16 protein-coding genes are annotated in these 15,352 nt (G+C 59.0%); 8 read left to right on the top strand and 8 right to left on the bottom strand.

The window, feature by feature from the left end; all coding sequences use genetic code 11:
• Positions 1–40: 40 nt before the first annotated feature.
• The 7 genes from phnE (G6L97_RS12935) to G6L97_RS12905 all read left to right on the top strand — a co-directional run bounded on the left by phnE (G6L97_RS12935) (position 41) and on the right by G6L97_RS12905 (position 6,842).
• Positions 41–1,027: a phosphonate ABC transporter, permease protein PhnE gene (phnE, locus tag G6L97_RS12935; protein ID WP_013635271.1), complete on the top strand. Its 987-nt coding sequence runs from the start codon at positions 41–43 to the stop codon at positions 1,025–1,027.
• On the top strand, positions 1,027–2,376 hold the full coding sequence (gene phnE, locus G6L97_RS12930) for a phosphonate ABC transporter, permease protein PhnE (RefSeq protein ID WP_025592096.1): 1,350 nt from the start codon (positions 1,027–1,029) through the stop codon (positions 2,374–2,376). Before phnE (G6L97_RS12935) ends, phnE (G6L97_RS12930) begins: the two co-directional genes overlap by 1 nt.
• Positions 2,377–2,651: 275 nt before the next feature.
• Complete coding sequence (locus tag G6L97_RS12925; protein ID WP_111782953.1) at positions 2,652–3,341, top strand: DUF1045 domain-containing protein; 690 nt, start codon at positions 2,652–2,654, stop codon at positions 3,339–3,341.
• The gene (locus tag G6L97_RS12920) at positions 3,338–4,474 is read left to right on the top strand and encodes an alpha-D-ribose 1-methylphosphonate 5-triphosphate diphosphatase (protein WP_003514474.1); all 1,137 of its coding nucleotides are present in this window, start codon (positions 3,338–3,340) and stop codon (positions 4,472–4,474) included. The genes G6L97_RS12925 and G6L97_RS12920 overlap by 4 nt, the downstream gene beginning before the upstream one ends.
• Complete coding sequence (phnN, locus tag G6L97_RS12915) at positions 4,471–5,085, top strand: phosphonate metabolism protein/1,5-bisphosphokinase (PRPP-forming) PhnN (RefSeq protein ID WP_162632890.1); 615 nt, start codon at positions 4,471–4,473, stop codon at positions 5,083–5,085. The genes G6L97_RS12920 and phnN overlap by 4 nt, the downstream gene beginning before the upstream one ends.
• A gap of 87 nt (positions 5,086–5,172) precedes the next feature.
• Positions 5,173–6,213 (top strand): AraC family transcriptional regulator, encoded by a 1,041-nt coding sequence (locus G6L97_RS12910; RefSeq protein WP_065659758.1) that lies wholly within the window; start codon positions 5,173–5,175, stop codon positions 6,211–6,213.
• Between the two features lie 383 nt (positions 6,214–6,596).
• Positions 6,597–6,842 (top strand): helix-turn-helix domain-containing protein, encoded by a 246-nt coding sequence (locus tag G6L97_RS12905; RefSeq protein ID WP_003514469.1) that lies wholly within the window; start codon positions 6,597–6,599, stop codon positions 6,840–6,842.
• 223 nt (positions 6,843–7,065) lie between these two features.
• Here G6L97_RS12905 and G6L97_RS12900 read toward each other — a convergent pair whose 3' ends face one another.
• From G6L97_RS12900 to G6L97_RS12865, 8 genes are all read right to left on the bottom strand, one after another.
• Positions 7,066–8,055 (bottom strand): Ldh family oxidoreductase, encoded by a 990-nt coding sequence (locus G6L97_RS12900; RefSeq protein ID WP_019564530.1) that lies wholly within the window; start codon positions 8,053–8,055, stop codon positions 7,066–7,068.
• Between the two features lie 186 nt (positions 8,056–8,241).
• Entirely contained in the window at positions 8,242–9,168 is a 927-nt protein-coding gene (locus G6L97_RS12895; RefSeq protein WP_003514462.1) for a TonB family protein, read from the bottom strand.
• Positions 9,165–9,650: a TonB system transport protein ExbD gene (gene exbD / locus G6L97_RS12890; RefSeq protein ID WP_013635265.1), complete on the bottom strand. Its 486-nt coding sequence runs from the start codon at positions 9,648–9,650 to the stop codon at positions 9,165–9,167. Before exbD ends, G6L97_RS12895 begins: the two co-directional genes overlap by 4 nt.
• A gap of 6 nt (positions 9,651–9,656) precedes the next feature.
• Positions 9,657–10,823, bottom strand: a complete 1,167-nt coding sequence (gene exbB, locus G6L97_RS12885; protein ID WP_174002562.1) for a tonB-system energizer ExbB — start codon at positions 10,821–10,823, stop codon at positions 9,657–9,659.
• Between the two features lie 193 nt (positions 10,824–11,016).
• The gene (gene hutC, locus G6L97_RS12880) at positions 11,017–11,754 is read right to left on the bottom strand and encodes a histidine utilization repressor (protein WP_080799834.1); all 738 of its coding nucleotides are present in this window, start codon (positions 11,752–11,754) and stop codon (positions 11,017–11,019) included.
• 35 nt (positions 11,755–11,789) lie between these two features.
• Positions 11,790–12,575, bottom strand: coding sequence for an ABC transporter ATP-binding protein (locus G6L97_RS12875; RefSeq protein ID WP_111782901.1), 786 nt, complete (start codon positions 12,573–12,575; stop codon positions 11,790–11,792).
• Positions 12,575–13,348, bottom strand: coding sequence for an ABC transporter permease (locus G6L97_RS12870; RefSeq protein ID WP_003514452.1), 774 nt, complete (start codon positions 13,346–13,348; stop codon positions 12,575–12,577). Before G6L97_RS12870 ends, G6L97_RS12875 begins: the two co-directional genes overlap by 1 nt.
• 141 nt (positions 13,349–13,489) lie before the next feature.
• Positions 13,490–14,431 (bottom strand): ABC transporter substrate-binding protein, encoded by a 942-nt coding sequence (locus G6L97_RS12865; RefSeq protein WP_111782902.1) that lies wholly within the window; start codon positions 14,429–14,431, stop codon positions 13,490–13,492.
• A 205-nt stretch (positions 14,432–14,636) separates the two neighbouring features.
• On the opposite strand from G6L97_RS12865, the gene G6L97_RS12860 reads away from it, so the two are divergent.
• Positions 14,637–15,347, top strand: coding sequence for a YoaK family protein (locus G6L97_RS12860; protein ID WP_111782903.1), 711 nt, complete (start codon positions 14,637–14,639; stop codon positions 15,345–15,347).
• The last annotated feature ends 5 nt before the right edge of the window (positions 15,348–15,352 follow it).

The following is a 15,352-nucleotide window of genomic DNA, read 5'->3' as shown; positions in this document are numbered from 1 at the left end:
CCTTGCGGCACCGCCGCTTTTGCCAATAAAGGAAAGCGGCATGGCGACCACACTGCAACATGGTACCCTCACGCCCGAGGGATTGAGCGCATCGTCCCGAACGGTGATGCGTCATTATCAACAGCAGCTTAGGACACGGCGGATTTATACCGTTATGTCGCTCGTTATCTTCCTCATCGTCCTTGCCGCCTCACTGAATTTCGCCAATGAGGCCAATTCGGGCAAGTTCTTCGAGCGCCTGCCATATTTTTTCGACTTCATGAAAACATTCGTGCCGGATAGCCCGCTCGAGGTCTTCCGGGCGATGTTCGACCTGCCGTCGCCCTATGACAACGGTTCGCTGAAATACAACTATGTCGCGGATCGCGTTTACATCACCAACGGTTTCTACATACCGCACTTCATCTATCAGCTGATCATCACGCTCAACATCGCGCTGGTCTCGACGATAATAGGCACGACCTTCGCATTTGTGCTGTGCTTCTTTGCCTCCACCAACCTTATCGGTGCCGGCCTCGTGCGCTGGGTTGTACGCCGGGTAATGGAGATCCTGCGCGCTTTTCCGGAGATCGTCGTCGCGGGATTGCTGACTGCCATCTTATCGATCGGGCCGATCGCGGCGATCATCGCGATTTCCGTGCACACCATCGGGGCTCTGGGAAAGCTATTCTTCGAAGTCGTGGAAAATGCCGACATGAAGGCGGATGAAGGCCTGCGTGCCGCGGGTGCCAACTGGCTGGAGCGGGTTCGCTTTGCCATCGTGCCGCAGGTCCTGCCCAATTTCGTGTCCTATGCATTGCTGCGTGCCGAAATCAATGTACGCGCCTCGACCATCATCGGCGCCGTTGGTGGTGGCGGTATTGGCGAGGTCTTCCGGCTGTCGATCGGTAACGATCACGCTTCCAAGACCTATGCCATCATCATCCTGCTGCTGATCACCATCATCGCCGTAGACCAGTTTTCCAGCTGGTTGCGCCGCAGGCTGATTGGCCATCAATCCTTCGAATTCGGACGGGGAGCGGCCTGATGTCGTCCAGCTTCATTCTCAATACCGCAGACCGCGAGAGGCTGACGGCCGCACATCCCGCAATTTTCAATCGCGGCTTCATGCAGCGATACGGCTTGCTGACCGGTATTGTCGCCGTCCTCGTCTATCTCACCGCCTGCTTTTTCTTCTTCAATGTCGGCCCCGCTTTCATGCAGGGTCGATGGGATCGCGCTTCGAGCTACATTCAGGACTGGTATTCCTGGCGGGCCCAGCCACGCCTTCGTTTCGAAGACGGCAAGGTGAACCCGCAGTGGTCAAGCCGGATGCAATATCCCGCCGATGCGCCGATCGACTGGCTGCAACCCTTGCCGGATGGCGGCTACAGCGTCGTTTACGCGGGCACGCAAAACCGTCTCGACGTAACGCCGACCCGGGTGGACGTCTATGTGGACGGCAAGAACTATCCCGTCATCATCAATGGCGACAAGGCTCTGGCGCCTGAGGTCCTGCCGCAAGAGATCACGCAGGACGGCAACAAGGTTCTCGTGCACTACGGTTTTGCCGGACAGGCGGAAATCCGCACCAGCCAGGTTTACGTGCAGCGGCGGTTCCTCGGGTGGGCGAACTTCCTGTTCGATACCAAATCGGAATTCTGGGGCAAGGGCTACGGCGACCTTGCCGCACTGGCGCTGTGGGGGGAAAGGCTCGATCCCACGCGCTCAAACATCAGCCACATGGTCGATGATTTCCTCGACAATGGTGTCTGGCAGCACGCCGATATTCTTTCCAAGCTGATGCAGACGCTGGTGATGGCCTTTGTGGGTACGCTGTTCGGCACGCTCGTTGCCCTGCCGCTCGCTTTTCTCGCCGCACGCAATATCACCGCCAACAGGGCCGCCAACTGGGGCATGAAGCGTCTGTTCGACTTCCTGCGCTCGATCGACATGCTGATCTGGGCGCTGTTTTTCACCCGCAGCTTCGGTCCGGGGCCGATCCCCGGGATTGCCGCGATCTTCTTCACCGATACCGGTGCGCTCGGCAAGGTCTATGCCGAGGCGCTGGAGAATGTTGACGACAAGCAGCGCGAGGGCGTCAAATCGGTTGGCGCTTCTCCCATTGCCGTCAATCGTTTCGGCGTGCTTCCGCAGGTCCTGCCGGTCTTCATTTCCCAGTCGCTTTATTTCTGGGAAAGCAACACCCGTTCCGCCACGATCATCGGTGCGGTTGGCGCTGGCGGCATCGGTTTGAAACTGCTGGAAGCGATGGGTACCAATGCCGACTGGGACAAGGTCGCTTATATGGTGCTGCTCATTCTCTTCGTGGTTTTCCTGTTCGACCACATCTCGAATTCCCTGCGATCGCGCCTGATCGGGAAAACCCAGCATTAATTCATAAAGCGGGAGCGGGGTTTGGTTATCCCGCTTCCCGAGACGTGCGCAAAACCGGAACCTCTTTGCAAAGTCAGATACATCCCCTCAATGCGCCAGCATCCGTCTTGCGGACATTCGAGAGACACGCGGCGTTTCAAGCGCTTTTTTTCCTGGGGCATCATCATTCTGTCACGGAAAGCGATTACCTCGCACTCCTGACCTTGCGGGAAGCGGGCGAGTCACGCCAAATAGCTTTTCATCCAGGTTTTCCATGACACCGAAGAGTGCTTGCCGTGCGCTACGCCATCTATTTTTCTCCGGCTAAAGATCATCCACTGACTGAAGCGGCGTCGCGCTGGCTGGGACGCAATGCGTTTTCCGGCGCGCAACATGATGACCATGCCGCTTATGCGGAGATGACGGAGGAGCCGCGCCGTTACGGTTTCCACGCGACGCTGAAAGCCCCCTTCGAGCTTTCCGAAAAATACAGCGAAGCGGAACTCGTCGCCGCCCTCGAACAGTTTGCGGCCAGCCAGTCCGTCTTCGATATTCCGCGTGTTGTCATCGGCGCACTCGGGCCGTTTTTCGCGCTCGTTCCGGATCGCACCTACCAGCCGCTGCAGGATTTTGCCGCTGAGATCGTCGACCATTTCGACCGGTTTCGCGCGCCCTTGTCCGAGACCGACATTGCCCGCCGGCGCCCGCAAAACCTGACCGAAAGCCAGCGGCAAAATCTTTCGCTCTGGGGTTATCCGCATGTCATGGACGACTTCCGCTTTCATATGACGCTGACGGGCCGCATCGACGAAAGCGACGCGCCCGCTATCGAGGGTGTGCTTTCGACAAAGTTTTCCGAGTTCGTCGACCGGCCTCTCACCATTTCCGGCCTCGCTTTGTTCGTTGAGGAAACGCGCGGCGCACCATTTACCGTTCATCGCTGGCACCCGCTTGGCCAGCCGCCAAAGAAAGATGCTGACCCATGACCGAGCATGCCCTTTCCAACGCCCGTATCGTTCTGGAAGACGATATTATTCTGGGATCCGTTCTGATCCGTGACGGCAAGATCGCCGATATCAGCGAAGGCGCCTCCAAAACCGGTGAGGATCTTGAAGGCGATTTCCTCATCCCGGGTCTGGTGGAACTGCACACCGACCATCTGGAACAGCACTATTCGCCGCGTCCCGGGGTTATCTGGGATAAGATCGCCGCCATTCAGGCTCACGATGCGCAGGTCGCGTCATCAGGCATTACCACTGTTTTCGACTGCCTGCGGCTGGGCTCCGACGAAGATGGCGGGTTCAAGAAGGGCGAGATGCGGGAAATGGCGGATGCCATTGAAACCGCTGCCGATCAGAACCGCCTGCGGGCAGATCACCTGCTGCACCTGCGCTGTGAAGTCGCCTCCGCCGATGTGCTCGAGCATTTCGAAGATTTTGAGACCGATCCGCGTGTACGGCTGATTTCGATGATGGATCACTCCCCGGGACAGCGCCAGTTCCAGTCGATGGACCAATATATCTTCTATTACCAGAAGAAGCGCGGACTGAGCGACGAGGCTTTCGCCGAGTTCGTCAGACGCCGGCAGACGGCATCGGCGGAGTTTTCTGCCAAGCACCGGGATTACCTGGCGGCCCGCTGCGCCGAGCGCGGCATAACCGTTGCAAGCCATGACGACGCTACAGAAGCGCATGTGGGCGAAGCGATCGGGCACGGCGTGAAACTCGCGGAGTTCCCCACCAGCGTCGAGGCGGCTAAGGCTTCGCACAGCGCCGGCATGAGCGTGCTGATGGGCGCACCGAACATCGTTCGCGGCAAGTCCCATTCCGGCAACATCGCCGCGCGTGATCTTGCCGAACTTGGCGTGCTGGATGTTCTCTCTTCCGACTATGTGCCGTTCAGCCTGCTTTACGCACCGTTCCTGCTCGCCGACCAGGTGGAAGCCATCACTCTGCCGGAAGCGTTGCGCATGGTTACCTCCACGCCGGCACGAACGGTGGGCCTTCGCGATCGCGGCAGCATCGCAACGGGATTGCGGGCCGATCTGGTCCGAGTTCACCGTGAGGACGGCGTTCCCGTCGCCCGCTCGGTCTGGCGTCAGGGCAAACGTGTGGCATGACCGGCAACGGACAGGATAGCCGGCTTGACGGCCAGACACTGGGTACGGTGCCCGGAACCATGATCGTAATTGTCGGCCCGAGTGGGGCCGGCAAGGACACGCTGATGGATTATGCGGCAGCGCAGCTGTCCGGGCGGCCGGGCTTCCATTTCACCCGCCGGGTCATTACCCGCAGCGGCGATGCCGGCGGCGAAAATCACGATGCGGTTTCCATGCACGAGTTCAACCGGCTGGAAGAGGAAGGTGCTTTTGCCGTTTCCTGGCAGGCGCATGGGCTGAAATATGGCATTCCGGCCGCCGTCTATCGTCATCTTAATGCGGGAGACGTGGTCATCGCCAACGGCTCCCGCTCGGCCCTGCCCCAGTTCGGCACCGCCTTTGCGCGCCTCAAGGTCGTGAACATCGTTGCACGGCCGGACGTGCTGGCGAAGCGGCTGGAGCAGCGCGGGCGGGAAAGCCGGGAGGATATTCTCCGGCGGCTGGAACGCAGTTCGCTCACGGTCGTCGGAGATTTTGATGTGACGACCGTGGACAATAGCGGTTCCATGGAAGATGCGGGCAAAACCATCATGCAGGTGCTGGAGCAGAGCGCCTGCCGTCGCCACATTTAAACTCCATAGGCCGAACTGCTCGACAAATGGCTTCCCAACGCTTACCATTAGGCGACAATTTCCAAACATGGTACGCCAAGGCGAGGGATGCCTGAAAAGAGGGTCAGCGACGAGATAACAGTGGTGGCCGGTCTGGCCGCCGGCGTCGCCAATTATGCACGGTCGCGGGGCATCGATATTGCCCCCATCTGCAAGGCTCTCGATATCGATCCCGCCACTTTCGGCAGCGTGACGGAGCGCATCAGCCTCGACCGATTTTGCCGCCTGCTCGAGACATGTGCGTTGATTTCCGGCGACGACGCCTTTGGTTTGCAATGCGCGTCCACCTTTCCCGCCGGCGCATCCGGCGCATTCGGATATGGCCTGATCAGCGCGCCGACAGTGCGGGCTTTCCTGCGTTTTCTTCAGGATCACGTTTATTACGCGACCAATAACAGCAATTTCACCATGGTCACGGATGCCGCGCACGTAACCCTGTCGTGGTCCTTTGCGCCTGTCATCGCCAAACGCGATCAATATGTGGATTTGTCGCTGACAGCTCTGATCCAGCGCCTTCGCGATATTCTGGGGGAGCGCGTCAACCTGATCGAGATCGGTCTGGAACGGCCGAAACCGGTTAATATTCAGCTATTTAAAGAAAGAATGACCAAGCGCGTCAGCTTTTCGCAACCCATCCATACCATGCGTCTTCCCACATCACTTCTGGACGTGGTCAACCCAAATGCAGATGAGCGGCTGTTCGAGCTGATGAACTTGCAATGCCGGATGCTGCGGCCGGAGACATCGGCAGACGCCACGCATTTCATCGATCAGGTGAAGCGTTACATGCAGGTGCGGCTGTCGGATGCCGAGCTTTCGCTGAGCGAGATCGCCCCCTATTTCAACCTGTCGGAACGCAGTTTTCAAAGACGGCTTGCCGAGCTTGGGACTAATCTCAACGAGATAAAGGACGCCATTCGCAAGAATGCCGGCTTCAAGCTCCTCGTGGAAAGCGATCTTCCGGTTTCCGATATCAGCTACAGGCTCGGCTATTCTACGCCGGGTGCGTTTTCGCGTTCCGTTTCCCGCTGGTTCGGGGCAACGCCCACGGATATTCGCAAGAAACACGCGCATCATTCCGCCGTATAGGACGCATTCCCAGCATCAATATTCCATATATCCAAAATAAAATTGGGAAATATGTCGGCGTTCATTGGATTATGTATCGAAACATAACAATAAAAACGCAAAACTTGGCGTGAGATGTTATTCTCTTGAGATGGCAGACCGCCTAATAGAACGCCGCAATATGCCTTCGGGCATGACGGAAAACATTCCAAAGCTTTGAATTTTACATTGTTCTGGACAAGAACCGATTTCAGGTTTTTGGGAAGGACGATGCAGTCATTCTTTCATCGCCGAGGATATGCCCATGCCGGGACCGGCTGGCTGCGAGATCAGCTGCTTACTGCCTGGTTCCTGAGGCCACATCCGGCTTTGGGAAGGTCAATCTCTTTTGAGGCTGAAAGACTATGTCGTCAAAAACGCAGCATGAACGTCATCAGGCGCGTGAAATCGTCCTTTCGGATCGTGAGCGGCAATATCTGGGGCTCGTTGCGCGAGGCCGACATCCTTCTCACATTGCCTTGATAACGGGAGCGGACGAAGCGGATGTTAAAGATACTCTGGAACGGGTCCGCCTAAGGCTAGGTGCGGCCAATCTGCTGAATGCCGTCAGCATCGCCCTGCTGCGTGGACTGATCGAACAGGATATTTAGAGCTTCCCTCTCGCTCCAAAAGCTTACGCGAAATCGTCCCCTTCCCGTAAGCCAAAACCGGATGTGTTGCTTTCTGCGCCAAAAACCCACCATTTCGATGGCGGGACGGCGGACCAAAAGGCGGGTCGGAAATGATTTCCGGCCTATCGGCGCAACTGCAAGGCAGCCATACACGGTTTACCCGGCGGACTTTCCGGTCCGCCGGGTTTTCATTTTCAGTTCCTCACAGCGACTGAATCTCGGCAAGAATATCGCTTTCGACGATGATACCGCTTTCCAGCGCCTGCCTTCGAATGCCCTGGCTTCGCCGACCGGGCAAACGCACGTTTTCCTGCTTCTCTATCTCTCCGGCGATAAGCGCCAGTCGCTCGGTAAAGGCCGCACCGCCCGACGATACGGGGTCTATGGCGATGATCGTGTGGCCGAGAGAGGGTGGCGCACCCTTGTCGTCCAGAAGGGAAGAGGCCTCGAAGGCGAAGCTTCCACCGGTGAGCGCGGCGGCCATGATCTCCACCATCAGCGCCAGGGCAGCACCCTTGGCCTCGCCCGCAGGCACCATCGTTCCGGCTAGGGCTTCTTCGGGATCGGTCGTGGGCCGGCCATTCGTATCAAGCGCCCAGTCGCCCGGAATGGTTTCGCCCTTCTGGCGGGCCGCCATGATCTTTCCGCGCGCAACCTTGGAAAGCGCCAGATCGATCACCAGCGGATCTGCCTCGCCAACAGGGCTGGCGAAAGCAATCGGATTGGTGCCATAGAGCGGTTTGGTGCCACCCCAAGGCGCCATGGATGCAGGCGCATTGGCGAACATCAGCGCCACGAGGCCCATTTCCGCGAAACGCTCGACTGTAAGTGCCATGACGCCTGCATGATGGGAGCGATGGATCGCGGCGAGCGCGATGCCCTGCTGCCGGGCCATGTCCGGCAACTCGTCTACGGCGCAGTCGATCGCGGGATAGGCGTAACCGTTGTTAGCGTCGATTGACAGCACACCCGGTTTGACACGACTTGCCACCGGCCGCGCATTGCCATTGACCTTGCCAACCCGCGCCTGACGGACATAAACGGGGATACGCCGAAAACCGTGGCCGCCCTGGCCTGCAGCCTCGGATGCCACGAGCGCCTTCGCCACGGAGCGGGCGTTTTGCGGCAGAACGCCGTTACGCTCAAAGATAGAGGATACGAGATCCTCCGCCTCTGCGATTGAGAATTTCATTCCGGAATGCCTCTGCGTGTTAAGTCGACAAGACCTACACCATCGAAAACATTCGCGAAATGCAATTCAGGCCCGAATGGATATCTTATCGAGAATAACGGTCGGGCACGCATTCGCCCTTTGGCAGGGCGTCATACCAGGCAAGAGCTTATTCCAGCAGAACCGCGACGTGGCCTTGGAATCGATCTAGCGGATGCTGATCGGCAAGGTGATTGTCTTATTTGCATCCGGTGGCGGCGCGGGCACGGGTGACGCGCTCTGGATCCAGGCCGCAATCTGCTGGTCGATGGAGGAATCACCAGTGGACTGCACCACACTGACACCGCTGATGGCGCCTGTATCGTTAACCCGGAACCGCACGGTCGCTGTCATCGCATCGCTGCGAAGCGAGCGGGGCTTACGCCTCTGGATATGCGAGCGAACCTTCGATCCCCATTTTGCCGGCGAGGCGGAGGATGAAGAGAAGAAACCGGCATTGTTGCGCGATGCCGCCGTCCGGTCGGATTGCTGTGTCTCGGCCTTGGCCGTTTCGCGCAGTTCCGATGCCTGTTGCGGTTTGGGGCGCTGGCGCTCGACCTTCTTCTTGTCGTCCGGTTCTTTCTTCTCCACCTTCTTTTCGACCGGCGGCGGCGGCGGCCGGATGACGGGCAAGGGAACCTCGACATTTTCGAGTTCCGCCATCATCTGTTCCTGCACGGGATCGATCGGCTCCACCGGTTCGGGAATTTCCTGCGGCTCGACGATCTCCTCGACCGGCGGTTCCGGCGGCTGCACGGGTTCCGGCGGCGGCGTTTCCACAACCGGCTCAGGCGGCGGCGGCTCCTCCGGGGTGACTTCCTCTACCGGCTGGCTGTTGTCGCTCTTTACCTCTTCGGCATCTTCAACGTCCTGCGCAGGCGTCGTTTCCTCGGTGTTGACGGCTTCCGGTATGGCTGCCATTTCGATCATGATCGCGGCAGGCGGCGGCCCGCCGGCATCCAGTTCCTCTGGTTCCTGCATCAGGTAATAGGCAAAACCCGCATGAACGCCCAGCATGAGCAGTGCTGCGGCGGACCACAACGCCGCTTCCCCGAGGCGGGAATGTCGGGACTGCGGGTAGCCGTTTTCAGTCATGGCGCGGTTCCTGGCACTGCGGGCGCGGCGGGCGGAACGGCACCGGCTGGCTGCGTTGCCGCAGCGGCATTTTCCAGCCCTACCAGAGCGATTTTCAGATATCCGGCATCGCGAAGCAGGTTCATGATTTCCATGAAGTGGCCATAGTCGACGGCTTTGTCGGCGCGCAGGAAAATTCGCGTATCTTTCTTGCCGCCCGTCTGCCGGTCGATCGCCGCTGCCAGGGCTTCGCGGGCAACCGCATCATTGCCGAGATTGAGCGACAGATCATCCTTGACGGTCAGATAAAGCGGCTCTTCCGGGCGCTCCGCCGGCTTGGCGGTGGATGCGGGCAGATCGACATTCACATCCACGGTCGCCAGCGGTGCGGCAACCATGAAGATGATGAGCAGAACCAGCATCACGTCGATGAAAGGCGTGACATTGATTTCGTGGTTTTCGGAGAGATCGTCTCCGCTATTTTCGCGAATACCGCCAGCCATGACCGATCACCGCCCAACCAACGACACAGCGGGCTTGCTGCTGCCCGGCGGAATGCGGCGGAAATCGAGGTCGCGGCTGACGAGGCGTTCCACGCCGGCTGCGGCATCCGCCAGCAAATGCCGGTATCCCGTGATCGAGCGGGCGAAGACGTTGTAGATCACCACCGCTGGAATAGCAGCAACAAGGCCGATTGCCGTGGCAAGCAGCGCCTCGGCAATGCCGGGTGCCACGACGGCAAGATTGGTGGTCTGCGATTCCGAGATGCTGATGAAGGAATTCATGATGCCCCAGACGGTACCGAACAGACCGACAAAGGGAGCGGTGGAGCCGATGGTCGCCAAGGCGCCCGTTCCGCGCGACATGCGGCGACCGGCGTGGGTTTCAATGCGTGACAGGGCCGAGGATACACGCTCCTTGATGCCGCCGCCGTCGGTGTGTTCGACCACCGCGTCGGAAAGCTGCATTTCGTGAGTTGCCATGCGCAACATCAGCGCTGCCGGCCCGCCCTTCTTTTCGACGGCCTCAGTCGCCTCGTTCAGGGTTTTCGCCCTGCGAATAACCTTGAGCGTCGCACCGGCGCGCACCCGTGCACCGGCCAGCTCGATAGACTTCGCCACCCAGACCGTCCAGGTGACGAGCGATGCGAAAGCGAGACCGATCATCACGCCCTTCACGACCCAGTCCGCCGCCATGAACATGCCCCAGGGAGACAGGTTGTGCGGAATGTCCGCACGATGTCCGGCACTTGCGGGTTCGGCGACTACCGGTTCAACCGGGGTGGAGACCTCGTTCGGCGCTGCCGTACCGTTCGTCGGAGCGGGTTGCTCCGTCTGTGTCGGCTGCGGTGAAACACCTTCGGCTGCCGGCGTGGGATTACTTGCGGCGGGCGCAGGCTGGGCCGGCGCGGGCTGTGTGGGCGCGGCAGCGGAAGGCGGCACAGGCTGGACTGCCGGAGCGCTCGGCGTCTCAGCCGGCGACTGCGCGGGCTGCATCGTTTCCGTTGCCGGTGCAGGTGCAGGTGCTGGTTGGATCTGGGTTTCGGATGCCGACTGAGCAAAAACCGCTCCGGCACTCAAGCCGGCCAGCAAAGTGACCGTCATGGCAAGTGAGATATGCCGTGTTTTGTTTGCTCTGGTGAAGCACGCGGAAGAAGTTGAGGTCTCAGCTGACATAATTTTTATCCCGGATTTCCGTCGATGAACTCATCCGCAGATTGACCGGTTCATTAAAACCGGGGCCATGAACGGATGCCGTCGTGAAAGCTTGACGTTCCGATAATAAACCTGAGTTCTTTTGACAACTATTATATTGCCAAAAGACGACCCGTAAACTCTTCTTTACAAAAAATTGACCGACCTGCGGTCTTCAGGTGTTTTGCGAAGGCGAAAACTGCGCCACCAGCGCGTGTCGGTCGCCGGGATAGGTGACCCGAACACTGGTGACATAATCCGCTCCGTGCCAGGTGCGGCGGTGGATGACCAGACACGCCGCACCGGAAGCAATGCCGAGCGCGGTCGCATTTTTGCGATCAGCGGAAACTGCGCTGATGCGATGTTCCGCGGCACTCCAGGGAACCATTTTCAGCAGCCAAGTGCCCGGCCCGATCTGTGAAAAATCCGCTGCCTCAGCCTCCGGAACGGCGGTGACATTGATGATGCGTTCCTCGAGGCAAAAGGGAACGCCGCCGGCAAAATGCGTGCAGGTGAGTTCCAGAACCGGGGCATCCGCGGCAAGCGCCATGGCCGCGCCGTCTTCTTCCCCCGCAGGGCGCAGTCGCCGTCTGTCGAGACGGTAACCGTAAACGAGGCCGAGGGCCTGCACCTCCCGCTCGATATCGTGGATTTCCAGCACGGCCGATTGCGCATGGGGCTGGCGAACGAAAGTGCCAAGACGACGGCGTCTTTCAATCAGGCCACGCTGCACCAGTTCGCCGAGCGCCTTGTTCACCGTCATGCGCGAGCAGGCATATTGCCGGGTCATCTCGTGTTCGTAGGGAATACGGTACCCCGGCGGCCACTCGCCCGACATGATGTGGCGCTCGACATCGTTGCGGATGCGCTCGTGCAGTGATTTTTCCTGAAGATCGGCGCCTATACTCCTCATACCGATGCTTCCTTCCTCCCGGTTCTATGGATCAACTATCCATGGGCAGCGGCGGCAATCGCCTCGCTGCGAATTTCCTCCGTCAACTTGGCGCGTAGCTGCGAAAACTCCGGGCTGGCCTTGACGGTGTAGTGACGCGGATGCGGCAGGTCGACCGGCATGATCGACTTGATGCGCCCCGGCCGCGCTGACATCGTCACAACCCGCGACGCCATGAATACCGCCTCCTCGATGTCATGCGTCACAAAAATGACGGTCTTCTGCTCGCGCTCCCATATGCCGAGCAGCAATTCCTGCATCAGTCCGCGCGTCTGGTTGTCGAGTGCGCCGAAAGGCTCGTCCAGCAGCAGGATTTTCGGGCCGTTTGCCAGAGCGCGAGCGATGGCTGTTCTCTGCTGCATGCCGCCGGACAGCTGTTTCGGCCAATGGTTCTCGAAACCGCGCAGGCCAACCTTGTCGATATAGCTGTCGACGATCTCCCATTTTTCCTTCTCGGCCACACCACGCTCGCGCAGACCGAAGGCGACGTTTTCCCGGATCGTTAGCCACGGAAACAGCGTGTAGGACTGGAACACCATGCCGCGATCCGCCCCCGGCCCTGTCACTGCCCGGCCGGACAAACGGACTTCACCCGTCGTTGGACGGTCAAGACCGGCGATGATGCGCAGCAAGGTCGACTTTCCGCATCCGGACGGGCCGAGAATGGTGACGAAATCGTTGCGGGAGATTTCCAGATCCGTGGGCTGCAAGGCCAGCGTTGGCTGGCCGCCCTGAACGCCGGGGAAAGTGCGGCTGACGCCCTTGATAACGAGTTCGCTCATCAGGCAAGCCTCCAGGCGAAAAGCTTCCGGTTCAGCGATTTGAACGCGAAGTCAGAAATAAGTCCGATGACACCGATGACGATGATGCCGAAGATGATCTGCCCGGTCGCCATCAGCGCCTGGCTGTTGATTATCATATAGCCGATGCCCGACGACGCGCCGATCAACTCGGCAACAATCACATAGGTCCAGGCCCAGCCGAGGACGAGACGGAGAATTTCCGCAATATCGGGCGCATTGGCGGGAATGAGAACGCGGCGGACCACGCCCCGGTCTTTTGCGCCAAGTGTATAGGCAGCCTCCACCAGATCGCGTCTTGTGCCGGCAACCGCCACGGCAACCATGAGAATGATCTGGAAAACTGCGCCGATGAAGATCACCAGCAGCTTCTGCATCTCGCCGATGCCGGCCCAGAGAATAAGCAGCGGCACGAAGGCAGAAGCCGGAAGATAGCGTGCGAAGGAGACGAAGGGCTCAAGCAGCGCCTCGACCGGCTTGTAAGCGCCCATGGCGATGCCGACCGGTACGGCAACGAGCGAGGCCAGCACGAAGCCGCCGACAACACGCCAGATCGTCATTCCGATATCGCTGGCAAATCCCTGATCGGTTAGCAGATAGATGCCGTCCTTCAGCATGGTGATCGGGTCAGCCAGAAAGGTCGGCGATACGAAACCGCCGAGCGTGGCAAAGCCCCAGGCGGAGAAAAAAAGCACGAAGAACAGAATGCCGAGAAAAATCCGCGTGCTGTTCTTTATGGGTTGAAGAGGTTGCATTCTGTCGCCTGTCCGGAAAACGGGCGCGGCACTCTATCGCCGCACCATCTAGGCGCCGTGCGTCGTCCATGACGCACAGGCGCTGTAAGGCTTCTCACTGGCTGCAATAATCCCCGAAGGAAAAGCAGCAGTTTGCTTCTGTTACTTGATGAAGGACGTGTCCGCGAGTGTCGAAAGATCGGGTTTCGATTTTATCACGTCGATTTCCAGAAGCAGATCAGCCGATTTTTCGGAGAATGTCTTGAATTCACCGTCGAAGAACTTCTGGTTGGCGGCCTTGTCCTGCCATTCCAGGAATTTCGCCGAAGCTGCGAATGCCTCGCCCGTCTGTTTTACGTCCGCTCCCATGGTCTCATAGGATTTTGCAGGGTCCGTCTTGATGAGCTCGAGCGCCTGGAAATAGCTGTCCGCAAGGGCTTTTGCCGCCTGCGGATTGGCCTTCAAGAAATCCGGCGTGCAGCCGAACGTGTCCATGACGGCGGGATAATCCAGCGTCGTCGCAAGGATTTTCCCCTTGTCCGGTGCAGCGCGCACTGTGGACAGATAAGGCTCGTAGGTCATGGCGGCTTCATTCTGGCCGGCGACGAATGCCTGCGCGGCCGGTCCCGGCTCAAGGTTGACGACCTTCACGTCCTTCAGGGTCAGGCCGTTTTCCTTCAGTATCCAGGCAAGGAAGAAATAGGGGGATGTGCCCGGTGCAGAAGCGGCAACCGTCTTGCCTTTGAGGTCCGACACCTTTGCAACATCACTGCGCACCGCAATGCCGTCGGCTCCGTGCGACTTGTCCATCTGGAAAATCTGGGTGGACTTCACGCCGTTGGCATTCCACGCGATCCATGTTTCGACCGTGGTGGCGGCGCACTGGATGTCACCGGAAGCAAGCGCCAGATGCCGGCTTGCCTGCGGAATCTTCTTGATATCGACCTTGAGGCCATTCTTTTCGAAAATGCCGGCCTGCTTGGCAAGCGTCAGTGGCGCAAAGCCGGTCCAGCCGGACATGCCTATTGTAACCGATGTTTCGGCATAGGCGGAAGCAGATGAAGCAAGCGTCGCGATTGCGGCGATAACCCATGTTTTTTTCATGATCGGAACCCCTTTTTGATTTATTTTTGTGCGATATTTTTTTCGCTTTATTTGAGGCATGCTAGGCAGGGATTTTACATTTGTCTAGACGAAATAGAGGCGCTCAAACGCTTCCAGAAAGATTGCAAACAAGCCGCCCGGCGTTCTAGACATAGGATAGCACAGCCCGGCGCATCGGCCCGCTGTTTTCCATATCGAGCTTTCCATGACCAGACAGAGACGCCGTAACATCATCAGGGCAAGGCGCACCGGCACCGGCATTGCGCTCGTCGCCGCCATTTCATTCATCGCCGGAATGACAGATGCGGTGGGTCTTCATCTTTCCGGCGATTTCGTTTCCTTCATGACCGGCAACACCACCCGCGCGGCCATTTCGATGGAAGCTGGCGTTTATTCCCATGCGGCGAAATTACTCTTCGCGATCATCGCTTTCGTGGCGGGCAATGCTGGCGGTATCGTGGTCGCGCATAAATTCGACCGGAGCATCTTTGCCGTTCTCGTGGCCGTCGGGTCGCTGGTGGCGATTGCCGCATTGCTGCGCGGCGATGCTTCCGCCCTGGCGCAGTTTTATCTTGTCGTTTTCGCCATGGGGATGGTCAACGCTGCCGTCGAACATATTGAGGGGCTGCCTATTGGCCTCACCTACGTGACCGGCGCCCTTTCCCGTTTTGGCCGTGGCATCGGTCGCTATCTTCTGGGGGAGCGAAGCCTCGATTGGGGCATCCAGATCGTGCCCTGGCTCGGTATGATAAGCGGCGCAATCTGCGGGGCGGTGTTGGGCGCCACGCTGCAGTACGATGCCCTGTGGGTGGTTGCGGCAACCGTTTTTGCGGTCGCCATCGCCACACTCGTCATTCCGCGTTCGCTTCGCCACCGCTATAATCAAAGGGTCCGGATCAGGCGCATCGCGCCCTGACGGCT

Source organism: Agrobacterium tumefaciens (assembly GCF_013318015.2).
GTDB lineage: Bacteria > Pseudomonadota > Alphaproteobacteria > Rhizobiales > Rhizobiaceae > Agrobacterium > Agrobacterium tumefaciens.
The sequence above is the reverse complement of the archived record's forward strand: the minus strand, read 5'-3'. Positions and strand labels throughout refer to the sequence as shown.